Annotated in this window: 13 protein-coding genes; 8 read left to right on the forward strand and 5 right to left on the reverse strand. The window is 67.5% G+C overall.

Annotated elements, in window-relative coordinates; all coding sequences use genetic code 11:
- Positions 1-112: 112 nt before the first annotated feature.
- The gene (locus tag HZY97_RS05210) at positions 113-1,639 is read left to right on the forward strand and encodes an alpha-L-arabinofuranosidase (protein WP_180141227.1); all 1,527 of its coding nucleotides are present in this window, start codon (positions 113-115) and stop codon (positions 1,637-1,639) included.
- Here the strand turns inward: HZY97_RS05210 and HZY97_RS05215 are convergent.
- Complete coding sequence (locus tag HZY97_RS05215) at positions 1,636-3,405, reverse strand: chloride channel protein (RefSeq protein WP_257214876.1); 1,770 nt, start codon at positions 3,403-3,405, stop codon at positions 1,636-1,638. The genes HZY97_RS05210 and HZY97_RS05215 overlap by 4 nt on opposite strands.
- Positions 3,406-3,468: 63 nt before the next feature.
- Between HZY97_RS05215 and HZY97_RS05220 the strand changes: the two genes are divergently transcribed.
- From HZY97_RS05220 to HZY97_RS05235, 4 genes are all read left to right on the forward strand, one after another.
- Positions 3,469-3,876 (forward strand): MarR family winged helix-turn-helix transcriptional regulator, encoded by a 408-nt coding sequence (locus tag HZY97_RS05220; RefSeq protein ID WP_180141229.1) that lies wholly within the window; start codon positions 3,469-3,471, stop codon positions 3,874-3,876.
- Positions 3,877-4,001: 125 nt separating this feature from the next.
- Positions 4,002-5,798, forward strand: a complete 1,797-nt coding sequence (locus HZY97_RS05225) for a cation:proton antiporter (protein WP_180141231.1) — start codon at positions 4,002-4,004, stop codon at positions 5,796-5,798.
- Between the two features lie 69 nt (positions 5,799-5,867).
- Complete coding sequence (locus HZY97_RS05230; RefSeq protein ID WP_180141233.1) at positions 5,868-6,386, forward strand: hypothetical protein; 519 nt, start codon at positions 5,868-5,870, stop codon at positions 6,384-6,386.
- Entirely contained in the window at positions 6,386-6,901 is a 516-nt protein-coding gene (locus HZY97_RS05235) for a hypothetical protein (RefSeq protein ID WP_180141235.1), read from the forward strand. The genes HZY97_RS05230 and HZY97_RS05235 overlap by 1 nt, the downstream gene beginning before the upstream one ends.
- A gap of 18 nt (positions 6,902-6,919) precedes the next feature.
- Here the strand turns inward: HZY97_RS05235 and alaS are convergent, their stop codons facing one another.
- From alaS to HZY97_RS05250, 3 genes are all read right to left on the reverse strand, one after another.
- Positions 6,920-9,571, reverse strand: a complete 2,652-nt coding sequence (alaS, locus tag HZY97_RS05240; protein ID WP_180141237.1) for an alanine--tRNA ligase — start codon at positions 9,569-9,571, stop codon at positions 6,920-6,922.
- Positions 9,572-9,637: 66 nt separating this feature from the next.
- The gene (locus HZY97_RS05245) at positions 9,638-10,189 is read right to left on the reverse strand and encodes a metalloprotease (RefSeq protein WP_180141239.1); all 552 of its coding nucleotides are present in this window, start codon (positions 10,187-10,189) and stop codon (positions 9,638-9,640) included.
- Between the two features lie 317 nt (positions 10,190-10,506).
- A complete protein-coding gene (locus HZY97_RS05250; protein ID WP_180141241.1) occupies positions 10,507-11,754 on the reverse strand; it encodes a Xaa-Pro peptidase family protein in 1,248 nt (415 codons plus the stop codon).
- A gap of 91 nt (positions 11,755-11,845) precedes the next feature.
- On the opposite strand from HZY97_RS05250, the gene HZY97_RS05255 reads away from it, so the two are divergent.
- The 3 genes from HZY97_RS05255 to HZY97_RS05265 all read left to right on the forward strand — a co-directional run bounded on the left by HZY97_RS05255 (position 11,846) and on the right by HZY97_RS05265 (position 15,758).
- Positions 11,846-13,474 (forward strand): hypothetical protein, encoded by a 1,629-nt coding sequence (locus HZY97_RS05255; RefSeq protein ID WP_257214877.1) that lies wholly within the window; start codon positions 11,846-11,848, stop codon positions 13,472-13,474.
- 135 nt (positions 13,475-13,609) lie between these two features.
- The gene (locus HZY97_RS05260; protein WP_180141243.1) at positions 13,610-14,923 is read left to right on the forward strand and encodes a dicarboxylate/amino acid:cation symporter; all 1,314 of its coding nucleotides are present in this window, start codon (positions 13,610-13,612) and stop codon (positions 14,921-14,923) included.
- Complete coding sequence (locus tag HZY97_RS05265; protein ID WP_180141244.1) at positions 14,910-15,758, forward strand: rhodanese-related sulfurtransferase; 849 nt, start codon at positions 14,910-14,912, stop codon at positions 15,756-15,758. The genes HZY97_RS05260 and HZY97_RS05265 overlap by 14 nt, the downstream gene beginning before the upstream one ends.
- A gap of 6 nt (positions 15,759-15,764) precedes the next feature.
- On the opposite strand, the gene HZY97_RS05270 is transcribed toward HZY97_RS05265, so the two are convergent.
- Positions 15,765-16,115, reverse strand: a complete 351-nt coding sequence (locus HZY97_RS05270; RefSeq protein ID WP_180141246.1) for a hypothetical protein — start codon at positions 16,113-16,115, stop codon at positions 15,765-15,767.
- Between the last annotated feature and the right edge of the window lie 12 nt (positions 16,116-16,127).

Below are 16,127 nucleotides of genomic sequence, written 5' to 3' on the forward strand. Positions count from 1 at the left end.
CGGCCGGACCACCCGGCCGGGGTTTCTTTTTGCGTCCGCCAATTTATCTGATTTATATACCTCGCAGATCGGCATAGAGTGCCGCCAGGCCCATAAGGGCAAGGAGGCGAGGATGACCGACACGAGCTTCACGCGGCGCAACCTGCTCCGCGCAGCGGCCCCGCTGGGTGCCGCAATCGCGACGGGCCTGCCCGCGCGCCTCGCTGCCGCACCGCGACTGGGCGCGGTGGCCAGCGTGGAGATCGCCCCTGCGCCCCGCTTCGCGCTATCCCCCTATCTCTACATGCAGTTCATGGAGCCGCTTGGCACCACCGATGGCTCGGTCGAGGCGAGCTGGGATCATCTCGCGCAGCGCTGGCGACCCGATCTGCTCGAAGTCACCCGGCAACTCGCCCCGCCGATGCTGCGCTGGGGCGGGCTGCTCAGCGCCTATTATCGCTGGCGGGAAGGCGTTGGCCCGCGCGCCGGGCGCAAGCCGATGCACAATCTCAACTGGGGCGGTGTCGAGACCAATCAGATCGGCACCGACGAGTTTCTCGATTTCTGCGCCGCAGTGGGCGCCGAGCCGCTGATGTGCGTCAACTTCGCGAGCGAGGGCGATCCCAAATGGGCGGTCGATGCGCTCGGTGAGCGCCGCGCCGGCGATGCGCGCGAGGCGGCCGACTGGGTCCGGTACTGCAACGCCCCCCACCATCCCGAACGCAGTGCCAATGGGCACCCGGCGCCGCGCCCGATCCGCTATTGGCAGATCGGCAACGAGACGTCGTTTTCGCCGGCGCGCTTCAAGAAACCTGAGGCGATCGCGCGCACGATCGAATTTGCCCGGGCGATGCGTGCTGCCGATCCGGGGATCAAGCTCATTGCCTGGGGCGACAGCGGCTGGGCCGCGGACATGATCGCCCAGGCCGGCGACCTGGTCGACATGCTGGCCTTCCACCATCTCTTCGATCCCGGCCCCGCCTGCAACGACGGCACCTGGCAGCGCGATCGCGCTGCGGCCTGGGACGCGCTGATGGGCAGCGTCGCGAAGCAGGAAGCGAAGATCCTCGAGATACGCGCGCAGAGCGGCGCAACGCCGCTGGCGCTCACCGAAAGCCACTACCTCATGAAGGGCCGCAACCGCGGCGACCTCAACTCCACCTGGGCGACCGGCGTCGCCTATGCCCGTTTCCAAAACCTCCACCAGCGGCATGGCGACGTGCTCAAGATCGCCAACCTCGGCGATTTCTGCGGAACCCGCTGGCAGACCAACGTGGTGATGCTGCCGACGCCGAAGGGCGACGCCTATATGCTGCCCGTCGGCCGGGTCGCGGCGCTATATGCCCGGCATAGCGGCACCAAGGCGGTCGCGCTCGCCGGGCTGCCCGACGGCCTCGACGCCGTAGCGAGCCGGGACGGCAACCGGTTTTTCGTCCATGCCGTCAACACCCGGCTCGACCGCGCGATCGACTGCCGCTTCACCATCGCCGGCGCGACGCCACGGGCAGCAAGGCTGGTCCGCATCTCGGCGACCGATCCGTTCGCCGAGATCCGTTCGCGGACCGAGGATCCGATGACGCAGGAGGAGAAGATCTGCGCGCCGGGCGAGGCCATTTCCTTTCCGGCGGCGTCGGTGACGGTGCTCGAGCTGGGCCTTTAACCACTGCCAAAGCTGAAGGCCCGGTCACGCCCCGTCTCGTCCTGCCGCCGCATGCTCCGCGCCTTGAGCAGGTCGTGCCGCGACAGGATCCCGACCACCCGGTTGCTCGCGCGTTCGACGATCGGGATGCGCCCCACCCCGGTTTCGACCATCATGTCCGCCACCGCGCCGATCGGGGTATCGGGATAGGCGCAGGGCTGCGACGCGTCCGAAAGGATATCGACAAGCGCCGTGCCCCACTGGCGTTCTTCAGTCTGCCAGCGGAGCGCATCGCTGCGCGAGGCAAGCCCGAGCAGCCGCTCCTCGGCATCCACCACCGGATAGCTGCGATGCGCGGCCTGTCCGGCGAAGAACTCGACCGCGCCCACCACCGGCAGATCGCCCGGCAGCGTCGCGGGGTCGCGCGTCATCACGTCGCCCGCCTGGAGAAAGTCGAGCGGGTCCACTGTATATTCCTGCAGGATATGCCGCCCGCGCCGCGCGATCTTCTCGGTCAGGATCGAGCGGCGCATCACCAGCACGCTCACGGCATAGGCGCCCGTCGAGGCAATCACCGCCAGCGGCAGCACGTCGAAATGCCCGGTCAACTCGGCGGCGAACAGCGCACCGGTCAGCGGCGCGCGCATGGCGCCGCTCATGATCCCCGCCATGCCGATCATCGCCCACAGGCCCGGCGAGCCCGGCAGCCACAGCCCAACCAGATAGCCGAGCGCCCCGCCCAGCGTCAGCAACGGCGCCAGCACGCCGCCCGAAGTGCCCGATCCCAGCGCGACCAGCCACACCAGCGCCTTCACCACCAGCAACGCGAGGACCACGCGCAGCGTCAGCCCGCCGTCGAGCAGGCTCTGGATATTGCCATAGCCCGCGCCGAGCACATGCGCATCGACCAGCCCGCCCAGGCCCACCGCCACCGCGCCGATCGCCGGCCACCACATCCAATGGACCGGCAGCCGGTGGAAGAGATCCTCGATCCGGTAGAGCAATTGCGACAGCAACGCCGCCTCGAGCCCGGCGAGCATTCCCAGCAGCAGCGCCAGCCCCAGCGCGGTGCCGATCTCCGGCAGTGCGCCCAGCACGAACGGAAACAGCGCGCCGCCACCGAACAGCAGCGGCCGCCAGGCAAAGGCCACCAAGACAGCCACGACAACCGGCACGAAGCTGCGCGGCTTCCATTCGAACAGCAGCACTTCGATCGCCAACAGGATCGCGGCGAGCGGCGTGCCGAATATCCCGGTCATGCCTGCCGCCGCGCCTGCGACGAGCAGCGTCTTTCGCTCCGCCGCGCTCAAGTGGAAGCATTGCGCGAACAGCGATCCGATCGCACCGCCGGTCATGATGATCGGCCCCTCGGCGCCAAACGGACCGCCGCTGCCGATCGAGATCGCCGAGGAGAGCGGCTTGAGCAGCGCGACCTTCAGCGACAGCTTGCTCTGACCATAAAGGATCGCCTCGATCGCCTCCGGGATGCCGTGCCCGCGGATCTTGTCCGAGCCAAAGCGCGCCATCAGGCCGATCAGCAGCGCACCCAGCACCGGGATCACCACCACCGCGAGTCCGAGATGGCTGTCCTTGATTTCGCTCGACGCGGCCGACAGCCGCCCGAACCAGAAGAGGTTGGTCGCAACCGCGATCAGCTTGATGAGCACCCACGCCCCCAGCGCGCCGCCGGTGCCGACCACCAGCGCGGCGGCCGCCAGCATCGCCATCCGCCAGTCGGCACTATAGTCGGCAAGCCGGGGCGCGGCTTGCACAGGGGGTTTCGTCATGGAACTTCTCCTTGGAAGCCGCGCAAATATATCGCAATACGATATAGTCAACGAAGGAAGATCATGGTCGAGCCTGTTTCCGATGCGGTCGACTACCCCGCGCTCGCCGATTTCCGCCACGCGCTGCGGCTGTTCCTCGTGTTCAGCGAGAGCCGCGCGGCCGAACAGGGGCTCACTGCGCAGCAGCACCAGGCGCTGCTCGCGATCCGGGGCGCGCCTTCCGGACAGGTCACGATCGGCTATGTCGCCGAACGGCTGGTGATCAAGCCGCACAGCGCCTCGGGCCTGGTCGAGCGGCTCGAGGCACTGGGCCTGCTCGCACGCTCGGCCTCGGAGAGCGACAAGCGCCAGGCGTTGATCGGGCTCACGCCCAAGGCACGCGCGCTGCTGGAAACCCTCTCGGCCACGCACCGCGAGGAACTGCTGCGGCTCCGTCCCATGCTCACTTCGCTGCTCGCCCGGCTGGATTGATCGGGGCAGGCCACAAATACCGGTCGGTGCCCTTGCAATATGGGGCTGCGCATGCTGCCTAGGCGCATGCCATTTGACGTACCCCTCGCCGCTGCAATTGCGTCCTTCCCGCGCGTCCACGCCGCATGCTGAACCTCGCCAATAGCGGCCTTTCCGACACGCTGGTGATCCTCGGTGCCGCCGGGCTGGTGATCCCCGCCTTTGCGCGCTTCCGGATCAGCCCGGTGATCGGGTTCATCCTGGTCGGCGCGCTGGTCGGCCCGTTCGGCTTGGGCAGCCTCGTGCCGTCGCATCCCTGGCTCTATTACCTCACCATCTCCGACGGGCACGCGATCGAGCCGTTCGCCGAGTTCGGCATCATCCTGCTGCTGTTCTCGATCGGGCTCGAGCTCTCGTTCAAGCGGCTCTGGTCGATGCGCACGCTCGTCTTCGGCGTCGGTGCGGCGGAATTGCTGAGCGCGGCGCTGATCCTCGGCGCAGTGCTCTATCTCACCGGGCTCAGCACCGGCGGCGCGATCGGGCTCGGCCTGGCGCTCGCGCTCTCCTCCACTGCAATCGTGCTGCCCATCGCCGGCACCACGAGCGCGGTCGGTCGCTCGGCCTTCGCGATGCTGTTGTTCGAGGATCTCGCGCTCGTCCCGATCATCTTCCTGCTCGGCGCGCTGGCACCGGCCGCCGGCGGCGAAGCCGGCTGGGTCAAGCTCGGCTGGACGCTCGGCTTCGGCATCCTCACCGTCGTCATCCTGTTCGTCGGCGGGCGCATCCTGCTACCGCGCATGTTCGCCCAGGCCGCCCGCACCAAGAGCCCCGAGCTATTCCTCGCCGCCAGCCTGCTCGTCGTGATCGTCGCCAGCCTCGCCACCACCGCCGTCGGCCTGTCGCCGATCGTCGGCGCGCTGATCGCAGGGCTGCTGATCGCCGAGACCGAATATCACGGCGAAGTCGAAGCGATCACCGCGCCGTTCAAGGGCCTCGCGCTCGGTGTGTTCCTGATCACCGTCGGCATGCGGCTCGACCTCAACTTCATCGTCCACAACTGGGCGCCTTTGCTCGGCGCTTCGCTGCTGGTGATGCTGGTCAAGGCAGCGGTGACGACGGGGCTGCTCAAGCTCTCGGGCGCGCGCACCGGCACCGCGGCGGAAGCCGGGGTGCTGATGGCCAGCCCGTCCGAGACCACGCTGATCGTGCTCGGCGTCGCCGGCGCGGCGGGGCTGATCAGCCCGAGCACCGCCGCCTTCTGGACCACCGTCACGGCGATCGGCCTCACTTCGACGCCCTTGCTCGCCAAGGCCGGCCGCGCCGCCGCCCAGCTCATCGAGCGCGCGAAGATGGAGGAGGCCCCCGATCCGGCACTCGACGAAGTGCAGAACGGCACCGTGATCATCGGCTTCGGCCGCGTCGGGCGCACTGTCGCGGACATGCTGCGTCGGCACGGCCTGCCCTATATCGGCGTCGATGCCGACATCGATAACGTCAACGCCGCGCGCCGCGGCGGCTATAACGTGCTGTTCGGCGACGTGACGCGCTCGGAGCTGGTCGACAAACTCAACCTTGGCCACGCCAAGGCACTGGTGCTGACGATGGACGATCCGGTGCTCACCGTGCGCCTCACCAAGCGCGTACGCGGCTGGGTCCCCAATTTGCCGATCATCGCACGCGCCCGCGACACCGCGCACGCCGCCGAGCTTTATCGCGCCGGTGCCAGCGAAGCAGTGCCCGAGGCGCTGGAAAGCTCGCTCCAGCTCTCCGAAGTGGTGCTCGTCGATCTCGGCCTCGGCGTCGGCCCGGTGATTGCCTCGATCCACGAGAAGCGCGACGAGATGCGCAAGAAGATCAAGGAAGTCGCCGGCATGGAGCGCGAGCCGCGCTTCCGCCGCGTGCGGGTCGAACGGGGCAATGAGGAATCGGATATGCCCGCCTGACGCGGATTGCGCTTGCTAGGCCAACGGCCGCGGCGCATTTTCCGGCAAAGCGTTTTAGGGAGTAATGCCATGTTGTTGAGCCTTCTGATCCTGGCCACCGCTGCTCCGGCGGCGCAGTCCGCCGATCCGCTCGCCCCGGCGCGCGCCGGGCAATATCAGTGCGTGATCCCCAACCAGGACAAAAAGACCTGCGTCGGCACCACCAGCTACAAGATCGCCGCCGACGGCAGTTATGAATCGACGACCCAGCTGTTCCTCGCCCCGACGCCGCTGATCACGATGGAGCTGCACACGCGCGGTAGCGCCAAGGACGGCAAGCTGTGCGAGACCGTCAAGCTCGCCGATTTCCAGGCCGGCACCGTCTATTTGGACGGCAAGCCCGCCGATGACGCGACCTCCAACGCCGTGAAGAGCCAGATGACCGCCGCGGTTTCGGCGCTCGACGGCAAGTCCGCCTGCTCGACGATCAAGCCGGACGCCGACGGCCTGATGCTCAACGAAGTCGCTATCGACGGCACCGTCCGCTCCGATCTCAGTCAGAAGTTCATCTGGGTGGGCGCGAAGGACGGCTACAAGCTCGGGATGTAATGATGATCGCCTCTCTGCTCCTGCTCGCCACCGCTTCGCCGCTACCCGCGCCCGACGCGCTCGATCCCGCCCGGATGGGCAAGATCCGCTGCATCCGCCCGGATACTCAGGCGCGCACCTGCGCGACGATGGTCCGCTATTCGGTCCATGCCGACGACCGGTTCGATGCCGTGGTGACCGGCGTGGTCTCCACCGAGCCGACGATCGTGATGGAATACCAGACTTCCGGCCAGATCGAGGACGGCGCGGTCTGCTCCACCGTCCGGCCGGTCGATTTCACTTCTGGCAAGCTTACCAAGGACGGCGCTCCGCTCGCCCCGGCGGTAGAAACCTCGGTCCGCCAGCGGCTGATGCTCGCGCTCCAGCCCCTCGCCGGCAAGAAGCGCTGCTACCGCGACCGCCCCGATGGCGACGGCCTGGTCTCGGATGTGATCATCGAAGGCCAGGTCCGCGCCGAGATGAACCAGCGCGCGATCTGGGTGGCGCCCGAAGACGGCTGGGCCCCGGGGATGTGATCCGCGAGCCGCGGCGGTTCAGGCCGTCGCGGTCGCCTTTGCCAGCTCGGCCTTGACCGCCTCGAGCGCTTCCGCACCCTTGTCGCCATCCGGACCGCCGCCCTGAGCCATGTCGGGACGGCCACCGCCGCCCTGCCCGCCCAGCACCGCCACCGCGACCTTGACCAGGTCAACCGCGCTCGCCGCCACACCCTCGCTCACGCCGACCGCCACCGAAGCGCGCCCTTCGTTGACCGCGACCAGTGCGACCACGCCGCTGCCGATCCGCGCCTTGGCCTCGTCGACCGCGCCGCGCAGCGCCTTGGGGTCGAGCCCGTCGAGCACCTGACCGAGAAAGTTGATCCCCGCCACCTGCTCCGGCCCCGCCGTCTGCGCGGCAGCGCCGCCGCCCAGCGCCAGCGCCTTCTTGGCCTCAGCCAGTTCGCGCTCGAGCTTGCGCCGCTCCTCGACCAGCGCACCGACGCGCGCCACGACATCGTCGGGCGAGGTCTTCAGCGCCGCCGCCGCCTCACGCAACTGCGCGTCACGCGCGTTGAGCCACAGCCGCGCGCCTTCGCCGGTCAGCCCTTCGATACGGCGCACGCCGCTCGACACGGCGCTCTCCGAGACGATCTTGAAGATTGCGATGTCGCCCGTGGCGTTGACATGGGTACCGCCGCACAGCTCGACCGAGTAGAAGGCGTCGTCGCCCGCACCCATCGAGAGCACGCGGACCTCGTCGCCATATTTCTCGCCGAACAGCGCCATCGCACCTGCCTCGATCGCGTCCTCGGGCGCCATCAGCCGCGTCTCGACCGAACCGTTATGGCGAATCTGCGCGTTCACATCGGCCTCGATGTCCGCAATCTCGTCGGGCGTCAGCGCATTGGGGTGCGAATAGTCGAAGCGGAAGCGATCGGGCGCGACCAGGCTGCCCTTCTGCGTCACATGCCCGCCCAGCCGCTTGCGCAGCGCCGCGTGCAGCAAATGCGTCGCCGAGTGATTGGCGCGCACGCGGTCGCGGCGATCAGCATCGACGGTCAGCTGCACTGCATCGCCCACGGCGATCTCGCCGGTCTCGATCTTGGCGTGATGCGCATGGAGGCGCCCGAGCGGCTTGGAGGTGTCGTCCACCGCCGCGCTCATCTTGTCGTTGGCGATCACGCCGGCATCGCCCATCTGGCCACCGCTCTCGGCGTAGAAGGGCGTCTGGTTGGTCAGGATCGTCACGCTGTCGCCGGCCGAGGCCTTTTCGACGCGCGCGCCGTCCTTGACGATCGCCACCACCTGGCCCTCGCCCTGCGTGCCCGCATAGCCGGTGAACTCGGTGCCACCCAGCTCGTCGGCCAGGTCGTACCACAGCTCTTCCGAGGCCTTTTCGCCCGAGCCCTTCCAGGCGGCGCGCGCGGCGCGCTTCTGCTCGGCCATAGCCGTGTCGAATCCGGCGCGGTCCACGGTCATGCCCTGGCCGCGCAGTGCGTCCTCGGTCAGATCGTACGGGAAGCCGAACGTGTCGTAGAGCTTGAACGCGGTCTCGCCGGGCAGCACACCGCCCTCGGTCATGCCCGTCGTGGCTTCGTCGAGCAGCCGCAGGCCATTGGCCAGCGTCTGGCGGAAGCGCGTCTCTTCCTGCAGCAACGTCGCCTCGATCAGCGGCTGTGCGCGGACCAGCTCGGGGAACGCGGCGCCCATCTCGGCGACCAGCGACGGCACCATCCGGTGCATCAGCGGATCCTTGGCGCCGAGCAGGTGCGCGTGGCGCATCGCGCGGCGCATGATGCGGCGCAGGACATAGCCGCGGCCCTCATTGGCCGGCAGCACGCCGTCCGCCACCAGGAAGCCCGCCGAGCGCAAATGATCCGCGATCACGCGGTGGCTCGCCTGGTTCTCGCCGGTGGTCGCAGCGCCGGTCAGCGCACCCGATTCGGCGATCAGCGCCCTGAACGTGTCGGTATCGTAATTGTCGTGGACGCCCTGCAGCACCGCGGCAACGCGCTCCAGGCCCATGCCCGTGTCGATCGAGGGACGCGGCAGGTCGCCGATGATCTCGTCATTCTCCTGCAGGAACTGCATGAAGACGAGATTCCAGATCTCGACGAAGCGGTCGCCATCTTCTTGCGGAGAACCCGGCGGGCCGCCCCAGATATGGTCGCCATGGTCGTAGAAGATCTCCGAGCACGGCCCGCACGGACCGTCCGAGCCCATCGCCCAGAAATTGTCCTTGGTCGGGATGCGGATGATCCGCTCCTCGGGGAGCCCCGCGATCTTCTTCCACAGCTCGAACGCCTGGTCGTCGGTATGATAGACCGTCGCGGTCAGCCGGTTCGCCGGGATGCCCCACACCTTGGTGAGCAGGTTCCAGGCGTGGGTGATCGCCTGTTCCTTGAAATAGTCGCCGAACGAGAAGTTGCCGAGCATCTCGAAGAAGGTGTGGTGGCGCGCGGTATAGCCGACATTGTCCAGATCGTTGTGCTTGCCGCCGGCGCGGACGCACTTTTGCGAGCTGGTCGCGGTCGAATAAGGCCGGCTCTCCAGCCCCGTGAACACGTTTTTGAACGGCACCATGCCCGCGTTCACGAACATCAGGGTCGGATCGTTGTGCGGCACGAGCGGCGCGCTGGGAACGCGGGCGTGACCCTGGCTCTCGAAATAGTCGAGGAACGAACGGCGGATATCGTTGGTGGACGTCATACCGGCGACTTAGTTGCGGGAAGGCGTTCGCTCAAGCGAAACACTTCGATCAGCGTAAAAGCTCCCCTATCTCACCGATTTGTTGCGGGCACCGGCGCGGAGACCTTCAAGGATATGGTGCCCGTCGCTGCCCCTGAACGGCACGAGATTGGCGATTCCCATCCCGGCGGAGAGAAAGGCGAGCGCACCCAGCAGCGCGCCTGTCAGTGTCGGGGTCCCGAGCAACGCGGCACCCGACCCGGCGAGCAGCGCAAGCAGGATGTTCGCGACCGGGCCGGCCACCGCGATCGCCATGCGCTTGCGGCGCGTATCGATTCGATCGAGCACATAGGCAACATAGCCGCCCAGGTCGCCCATCCCAGCCCGCCACTTCAGCCGCAACTCGCGCCGCTTCGGCTTGAACTCGAAGGGCAGCACCACGATCGTGCGGATCTCCGCTCCAAGCCGGTGGGCTACCACGGCATGACCCAGCTCGTGGACCAGTACGGCAACGAAGGAGAGCAGCGCATTGATCGCCAGTCGCAGCACCAGCCCGGCATCACCTCGGAAATGCTCGCTGAGCACGCCCATCACGCCAATGGCGGTGAGCAGGAAGATCAGTATCGCAAAAGCCCGCATCGCCACCCCTAATCTGCCCCCGGATCACTCGGCTCCGATCGCCTCCCCTGATTGAAGACGATATCGATGCCCGGCCTGCTCGAGAAGAGGCGCACGCACCGATTGCAATGTAGGATTTCGCGTGTTTGGCTTTTCGGGCCGGGCCTTACCACCCGCCGCTCTTTGACCCTGTAGGAACGATAGGATCGCATCGACGCAAGGATGTTGCGAGACACGCGCCGTTTCCCCGAACCGAGTCAAGCCAGGCCCCGGCAAAACCCGCTTTGGGCCTGTACTTCATGTACTTTGCCCTGCGACTCGCCCCAGCTGCGTAGGACCTACCCCATCGGCCCATCGATCGATTTGGGCGGCTGGCTGAACCATTTCGGCCCGCTCCCGGTCATGTGGAAACAATCCTCCAGCCGCACGCCGAAGCTGCCCGGGATGTAGATGCCCGGCTCGTTCGAGAAGCACATGCCCGGCGCCAGCTTCGTCGCCTCGCCGCGCACCAGATTGACCGGCTCATGCCCGTCGAGCCCGATGCCGTGGCCCGTGCGGTGCGACAGACCCGGCAGCTTGTAATCCGGTCCCCAGCCGATCGAGGCATAGTAACGCCGCACCGCATCATCGACGCTGCCCGCCGGTGCGCCGAGCTTCGCCGCGGCAAAGGCTGTCTGCTGGCCCTGCGCGACCTGATCCCACACCTTGCGCTGCTCGGCGGTGGCGGTGCCATGGACCCAGGTGCGCGACACGTCGGACTGATAGCCCTGCACCGTGCAGCCACAGTCCATCAGCACGATCCGCCCGTCGGCGACCGGCGACGGCACCTTGGTCCCGTGCGGATAGGCCGCGCCCTCGCCCACCAGCACCATGCTGAACTCGGGGTCGCCGCCCAGCTTCTTCGTCGCGGCATCCATCAGCGCCGAGACGTCGCGCTGGCTCAGCCCCTTCTCGACGCGCGGATAGACCCAGCGATAGGCGGCGATCGTCACGTCGGTGGCGAGCTGCATCAGCGCGATCTCGGGCGCCGTCTTGACCATCCGGCAGCCGCGCACGACGGGGTTGGCCGAGACGACCTTGAGCCCCATCTTCTGCAGCCCGTCGACGGCGAAATAGCGCACAGTCTCCTCGATACCCACCGGCAGATGCGCGAGCTTGCGGTCCTTCAGGAAGCCGGCGACGGTCTTGAGCGGATCCTCGTCCTCGTTCCACACGCGGACCTCGGCCGGGATCGCCAGCCCCTCGCGGGTGCGCGCTTCCTCGAAGAACGGCGTGACGATGCAGGGTTGGCCCTCGGCGGGCAGCACCACGGCGGTCAGCCGCTCGCTGCGGCCCCAACGCAGGCCGGTGAAGTAGATCAGCGACGATCCACCTTCGATCAGCACCGCGCCGATGCCGTTCGCCTGCATCAGCTTCTGCGCCCGGGCGAGCCGAGCCGCGCGCTCGGCATTGTCGATCGGCACCGCACCCTTGGTCATGTCCTGCAGCGCCGAAAGGTCCGGCTCGGCGGCGCGCAGCACGCCCGGCAACGTGAGCAAGGGCACGGCGGCAGCGGCGCGGACAAGGGTTCGGCGGTCAAGGCGCATGGTCAGTCTCCGGAACGGTGCGCCAGCGATACGGTCCTTGACCCACCGCCTGCAATAGCTTCACTCTCGCGCAACTAGAGGGGGAATTCCGATGCGCCGGGCCATGATCGTGCCGATGATGCTGCTGATGGGCGCAACCGCGGCGCCCCCGCCGCCGGTCGCGTTGCCGCGCGCCGGCTGGTGCGGCGGCGAGCTGGATGGCCCCGATGCACCGGCAACCGCCCTTCTCCCGGGCTATGGCCAGGGCGGCTTCAAGATCCGGACGAAGAGCCCCGAGGCGCAGGCGTTCTTCGACAACGGGATGCAGCTCGCCCACGCCTTTGCCCATAAGGCGGCGATCGCGGCATTCCAGGAAGCGCGCCGGCTCGACCCCGAATGCGCGATGTGCGCCTGGGGCGAGGCTTGGGCTTCGGGCCCGACGATCAACTACGGCGTCTCGGCCGACGATGCGAAGAAGCTCGCCGAAATCGTCGCCACCGCCGAGAAGCTCGCCGCAGACGGCCCGGTGCGCGAGCGCAACCTGATCGGCGCGCTGAAGCAGCGCTATCCGGCGGCCGGCAAGGGCGGCAACGCGGCGTTTGCCGCGGCGATGGAGCAGATGGTCGCACTCGCGCCGGGCGATGACGAGGTGCTGACGATCACCGCCGATGCGCACATGATCGCCACCGACGATGCCAATGCCGAGAACATGGCGCGCCCGGTCGCGCTGCTCGAGACGGTGCTCAGGCGCAATCCGGACTATGCCCCCGCGATCCATTTCTACATCCACGCGACCGAGGGCGCCGGCTACCCCCAGCGCGCCGAACTCTATGCCGACAAGCTCAAGGTCATCGCCCCGGCGGCAAGCCATCTGATCCACATGCCCTCGCACACCTATTACTGGATCGGCCGCTATGGCGACGCGGCCAGCGCCAACCTCGCCGCGGTGGGCATCGACGAGCAGAATGCCACGCGGCTCAAACTGACCGGCCCCGATGCCGTATGGAAGCTCAGCTATCACGCCCATAATGTCCATTTCGGCATCGCCGGCGCGCTGATGTCGGGCGATGCGGCAACGGGCCTGACCCTGTCGCGCCCGCTCGCCGCCGCGGCATCGACCACGGTGAAGATGAACGACTTCCGCCAGTCAGTGACCGGCGTCGGCTATATCGCGATCGCGCAGTTCGGCCCAGCATCGGAGATGCTCCGCCTCGCCGCACCGGCAAAGGACAATCCGATCGCCACCGCAATGTGGCACTATGCCCGCGGCGAGGCGCTGGCCCGCGGTGGCGACGCCCGCGGCGTTTTGGCCGAGGCCAGAGCGATCCCGGCCAAGGCGACGGGATCGTTCGCGTCGTTCCTCACCACGCTCTACGCGGTAAACCGCCTGGTGCTGCAGGGCCGCACGGCGATGCTGAACAAGCGCTATGATGATGCCGCAGGCCTGTTCACCCAGGCCGCCGCGCTCGAGGAAGCCAAGCCGTTCAGCAATTTCAGCGATCCGCCGCTTTTCTGGTATCCGGTGCGCCGCGACGTTGCCGCCGCGCTGCTCGCCAAGGGCGATGCCGCCGGTGCGCTCGCCGCTGCCGATGCTTCGCTCAAATACCGTCCGCTCGATCCGGTCGCGCTCGAACTGCGCGCCCATGCACAGGCCAAGCTCGGCAATGCCGCGGCGGCGCGGCGCGATCGCCTACAGGCGTTGGCGGGTTGGCGCGGTGACAGATACAGCCTTGGCAGATAGGCCCATGGGCAGCGTGATATGCGCTGCAGGCATGGCCCTCTCTCCACAGAATTGGGCTCAACCGAGCCACAGGGTTCTTGACCCGGCGCACGCAATCCACTTTGCCTGCACCACGGAATTTTAAGGGGGCCTGTTTTGGGCAAGCGACTTACCTGGTTCATTCTCGCGGCGCTGCTGCTCGGCGGCCTGCTGGGCTATGCCCTGAACCTCAGCTATGCCGGCACGCCCGAGGGCAAGGCCACGCTCGATAGCTGGGGCTATGGCCTCGACATCCCGACCCAGATGTTCCTCCATCTGATCAAGATGATCATCGCGCCGCTGGTGGTCTCCACCCTCGTCGTTGGCATCGCCCATATGGGCGGCGGCGGCGCGATCGGCCGTGTGGGCTTCAAGGCGTTCTTCTGGTTCGTCTGCGCCAGCCTGATCTCGCTCACGCTCGGCCTGATCCTCGTGAATGTGCTCCAGCCCGGCGCCGGCATGCACCTCGCCATCCCGACCGAGCATGCCACCAGCGACATCAAGCCGTTCGACGTCGCGGCTTTCTTCATCCACATCATCCCGACCAGCGGGATCGATGCGATGGCAACCAACGACATCCTCCAGCTCGTGATCTTCTCGCTGTTCTTCGGCGTCGGCCTCGCCGCTGTCGGCGAGAAGGGCGCGCCGCTCGTCCGCGGGCTCGAGGCGCTCGTCCAGGTGATGCTCACCGTCACCGGCTATGTGATGATGTTCGCGCCGGTCGCCGTGTTCTGCGCGGTGGCCAAGGTGCTGGCGACCAAGGGCATCTCCTCGGTCGGCACGCTCGCCTATTTCATGGGCAGCTTCTATCTCGGCCTCGCCGTGCTCTGGGCGGTGTTGCTTGGCGCCTGCTTCCTCGTCGTCGGCCCGCGCACCGGCACGCTGATCCGCTATCTGCGCGATCCGATCCTGCTCGGCTTCTCCACCGCCTCGTCCGAAGCCGCCTATCCGCGTACGCTCGACGCGCTCGACCGGTTCGGCGTGCCGCCCAAGATCGCGAGCTTCGTGCTGCCGCTCGGCTATTCGTTCAATCTCGACGGCTCGATGATCTACATGACCTTCGCGTCGATCTTCATTGCCCAGGCTTACGGCATCCATCTCGACTGGTGGACGATGATCCAGATGCTGCTGATCCTGATGATCACCAGCAAGGGCATCGCCGGCGTGCCGCGCGCCAGCCTGGTGGTGATCACCGGCACGCTCGCCCATTTCAACATCCCCGAGGCCGGCATCCCGCTTATCCTTGCGGTCGACCATTTCCTCGACATGGGCCGCACCGCGACCAACGTGATCGGCAACGCAGTCGCCAGCACCGTGGTGGCACGCTGGGAGGGCCAGCTCGACAACCCGCAGGCGGTCGAACCGACTCTCGCTCCGGTGAAGGGACCCGCGACCGACGCAGACAGTTTCGAGGATTATGGCAAGTCCTGATCCCAACCGGGAGCTGCCGGTCCGCGTCGCCGCGCTCTACCAGTTCACGCGCTTCCCCGATGTCGAGAGCCTGCGCGCACCGCTTCTGGCGCTGTGCGAGGCTGTCGGCGTCAAGGGCACGCTGCTGCTCGCCAATGAAGGGCTGAACGGCACGATCGCCGGCAGCGACGCGGCGATCGATGCGGTACTTGACCATGTCAGCGCCCTGCCCGGTTGCGCCGGGCTCGACGTCAAGGAATCGCGTGCCGCCGCGCTGCCGTTCGATCGGATGAAGGTCCGCCTCAAGCGCGAGATCGTCACGATGGGCGAGCCCGATATCGATCCGCTCACTGGCGTCGGCCATTATGTCGCGCCGGAGGACTGGAACGCGCTGATCGATGCGCCCGACACGATCGTGATCGATACCCGCAACGCCTATGAAGTCGCGCTGGGCAGCTTCACCGGCGCAGTCGACCCCGAGACGCGCAGCTTCCGGGAGTTCCCCGACTGGTTCCGCCGCTTCCGCGAGGCGCGGGAGAAGGACGGGCCGATGCCGCGGATCGCGATGTTCTGCACCGGCGGGATCCGCTGCGAGAAATCGACTGCCTTCCTCAAGGCCGAGGGGCTGGACGAGGTCTACCACCTCAAGGGCGGCATCCTCGCCTATCTCGAGCAGGTGCCGCCCGAGCAGAGCCGCTGGCAAGGCGAATGCTTCGTGTTCGACCAGCGCGTCACCGTCGACCACGCGCTCCAGCCCCGCAACCGCGCGCTTTGCCCGCGCTGCCAGGGCCTCATCGCCGGGGAGGACGCCCCCTGCCCCGCCTGCGACGATCTGGCTTTCCGGGATCAAGGATAGCGCGGCTCAATCGGTGCAGAGGAACGCTGAAGCAATCCGGCCATTCTCGACCCGGGCCAAGCAGCCGAAATTGCTGTTCTCGGACTGGCATTGACCGGCGGCGGCGCTGCCCAGAGGCATCTGGACCCCGCGATATTCGACGCTGCAGGCCCCCTGGCAGTCGCGCTTGCCGCTGCAGGTCTTTCCGCCGTCGGCGTAGCGGATCACACACATCGGGCTCGCGACCATTCCGCGCGGTTCGATCGTGCCGCCGCGGCCGCGGCACAGGGCGGGATCGTTGTCGGCGGACCGATAATCGATGGCCGTTCCGCCGGGCGGTGGCGCGGCGCAACTGCCGAGCAACAATGTGCCGAGCATGGCGGCACGCCA

This window comes from Sphingomonas sp. R-74633 (assembly GCF_013416555.1).
Classification (GTDB): domain Bacteria; phylum Pseudomonadota; class Alphaproteobacteria; order Sphingomonadales; family Sphingomonadaceae; genus Sphingomonas.

Bases quoted from the DNA above. Each gene is read 5' to 3' on its own strand.
- HZY97_RS05245 (WP_180141239.1), bottom strand. From the start codon at position 10,189: ATGCGGGCTTTTGCGATACTGATCTTCCTGCTCACCGCCATTGGCGTG.
- HZY97_RS05230 (WP_180141233.1), top strand. From the start codon at position 5,868: ATGTTGTTGAGCCTTCTGATCCTGGCCACCGCTGCTCCGGCGGCGCAG.
- HZY97_RS05270 (WP_180141246.1), bottom strand. From the start codon at position 16,115: ATGCTCGGCACATTGTTGCTCGGCAGTTGCGCCGCGCCACCGCCCGGC.
- HZY97_RS05255 (WP_257214877.1), top strand. From the start codon at position 11,846: ATGCGCCGGGCCATGATCGTGCCGATGATGCTGCTGATGGGCGCAACC.
- HZY97_RS05215 (WP_257214876.1), bottom strand. From the start codon at position 3,405: ATGACGAAACCCCCTGTGCAAGCCGCGCCCCGGCTTGCCGACTATAGT.
- HZY97_RS05235 (WP_180141235.1), top strand. From the start codon at position 6,386: ATGATGATCGCCTCTCTGCTCCTGCTCGCCACCGCTTCGCCGCTACCC.
- HZY97_RS05265 (WP_180141244.1), top strand. From the start codon at position 14,910: ATGGCAAGTCCTGATCCCAACCGGGAGCTGCCGGTCCGCGTCGCCGCG.
- HZY97_RS05250 (WP_180141241.1), bottom strand. From the start codon at position 11,754: ATGCGCCTTGACCGCCGAACCCTTGTCCGCGCCGCTGCCGCCGTGCCC.
- alaS (WP_180141237.1), bottom strand. From the start codon at position 9,571: ATGACGTCCACCAACGATATCCGCCGTTCGTTCCTCGACTATTTCGAG.
- HZY97_RS05225 (WP_180141231.1), top strand. From the start codon at position 4,002: ATGCTGAACCTCGCCAATAGCGGCCTTTCCGACACGCTGGTGATCCTC.
- HZY97_RS05220 (WP_180141229.1), top strand. From the start codon at position 3,469: ATGGTCGAGCCTGTTTCCGATGCGGTCGACTACCCCGCGCTCGCCGAT.
- HZY97_RS05210 (WP_180141227.1), top strand. From the start codon at position 113: ATGACCGACACGAGCTTCACGCGGCGCAACCTGCTCCGCGCAGCGGCC.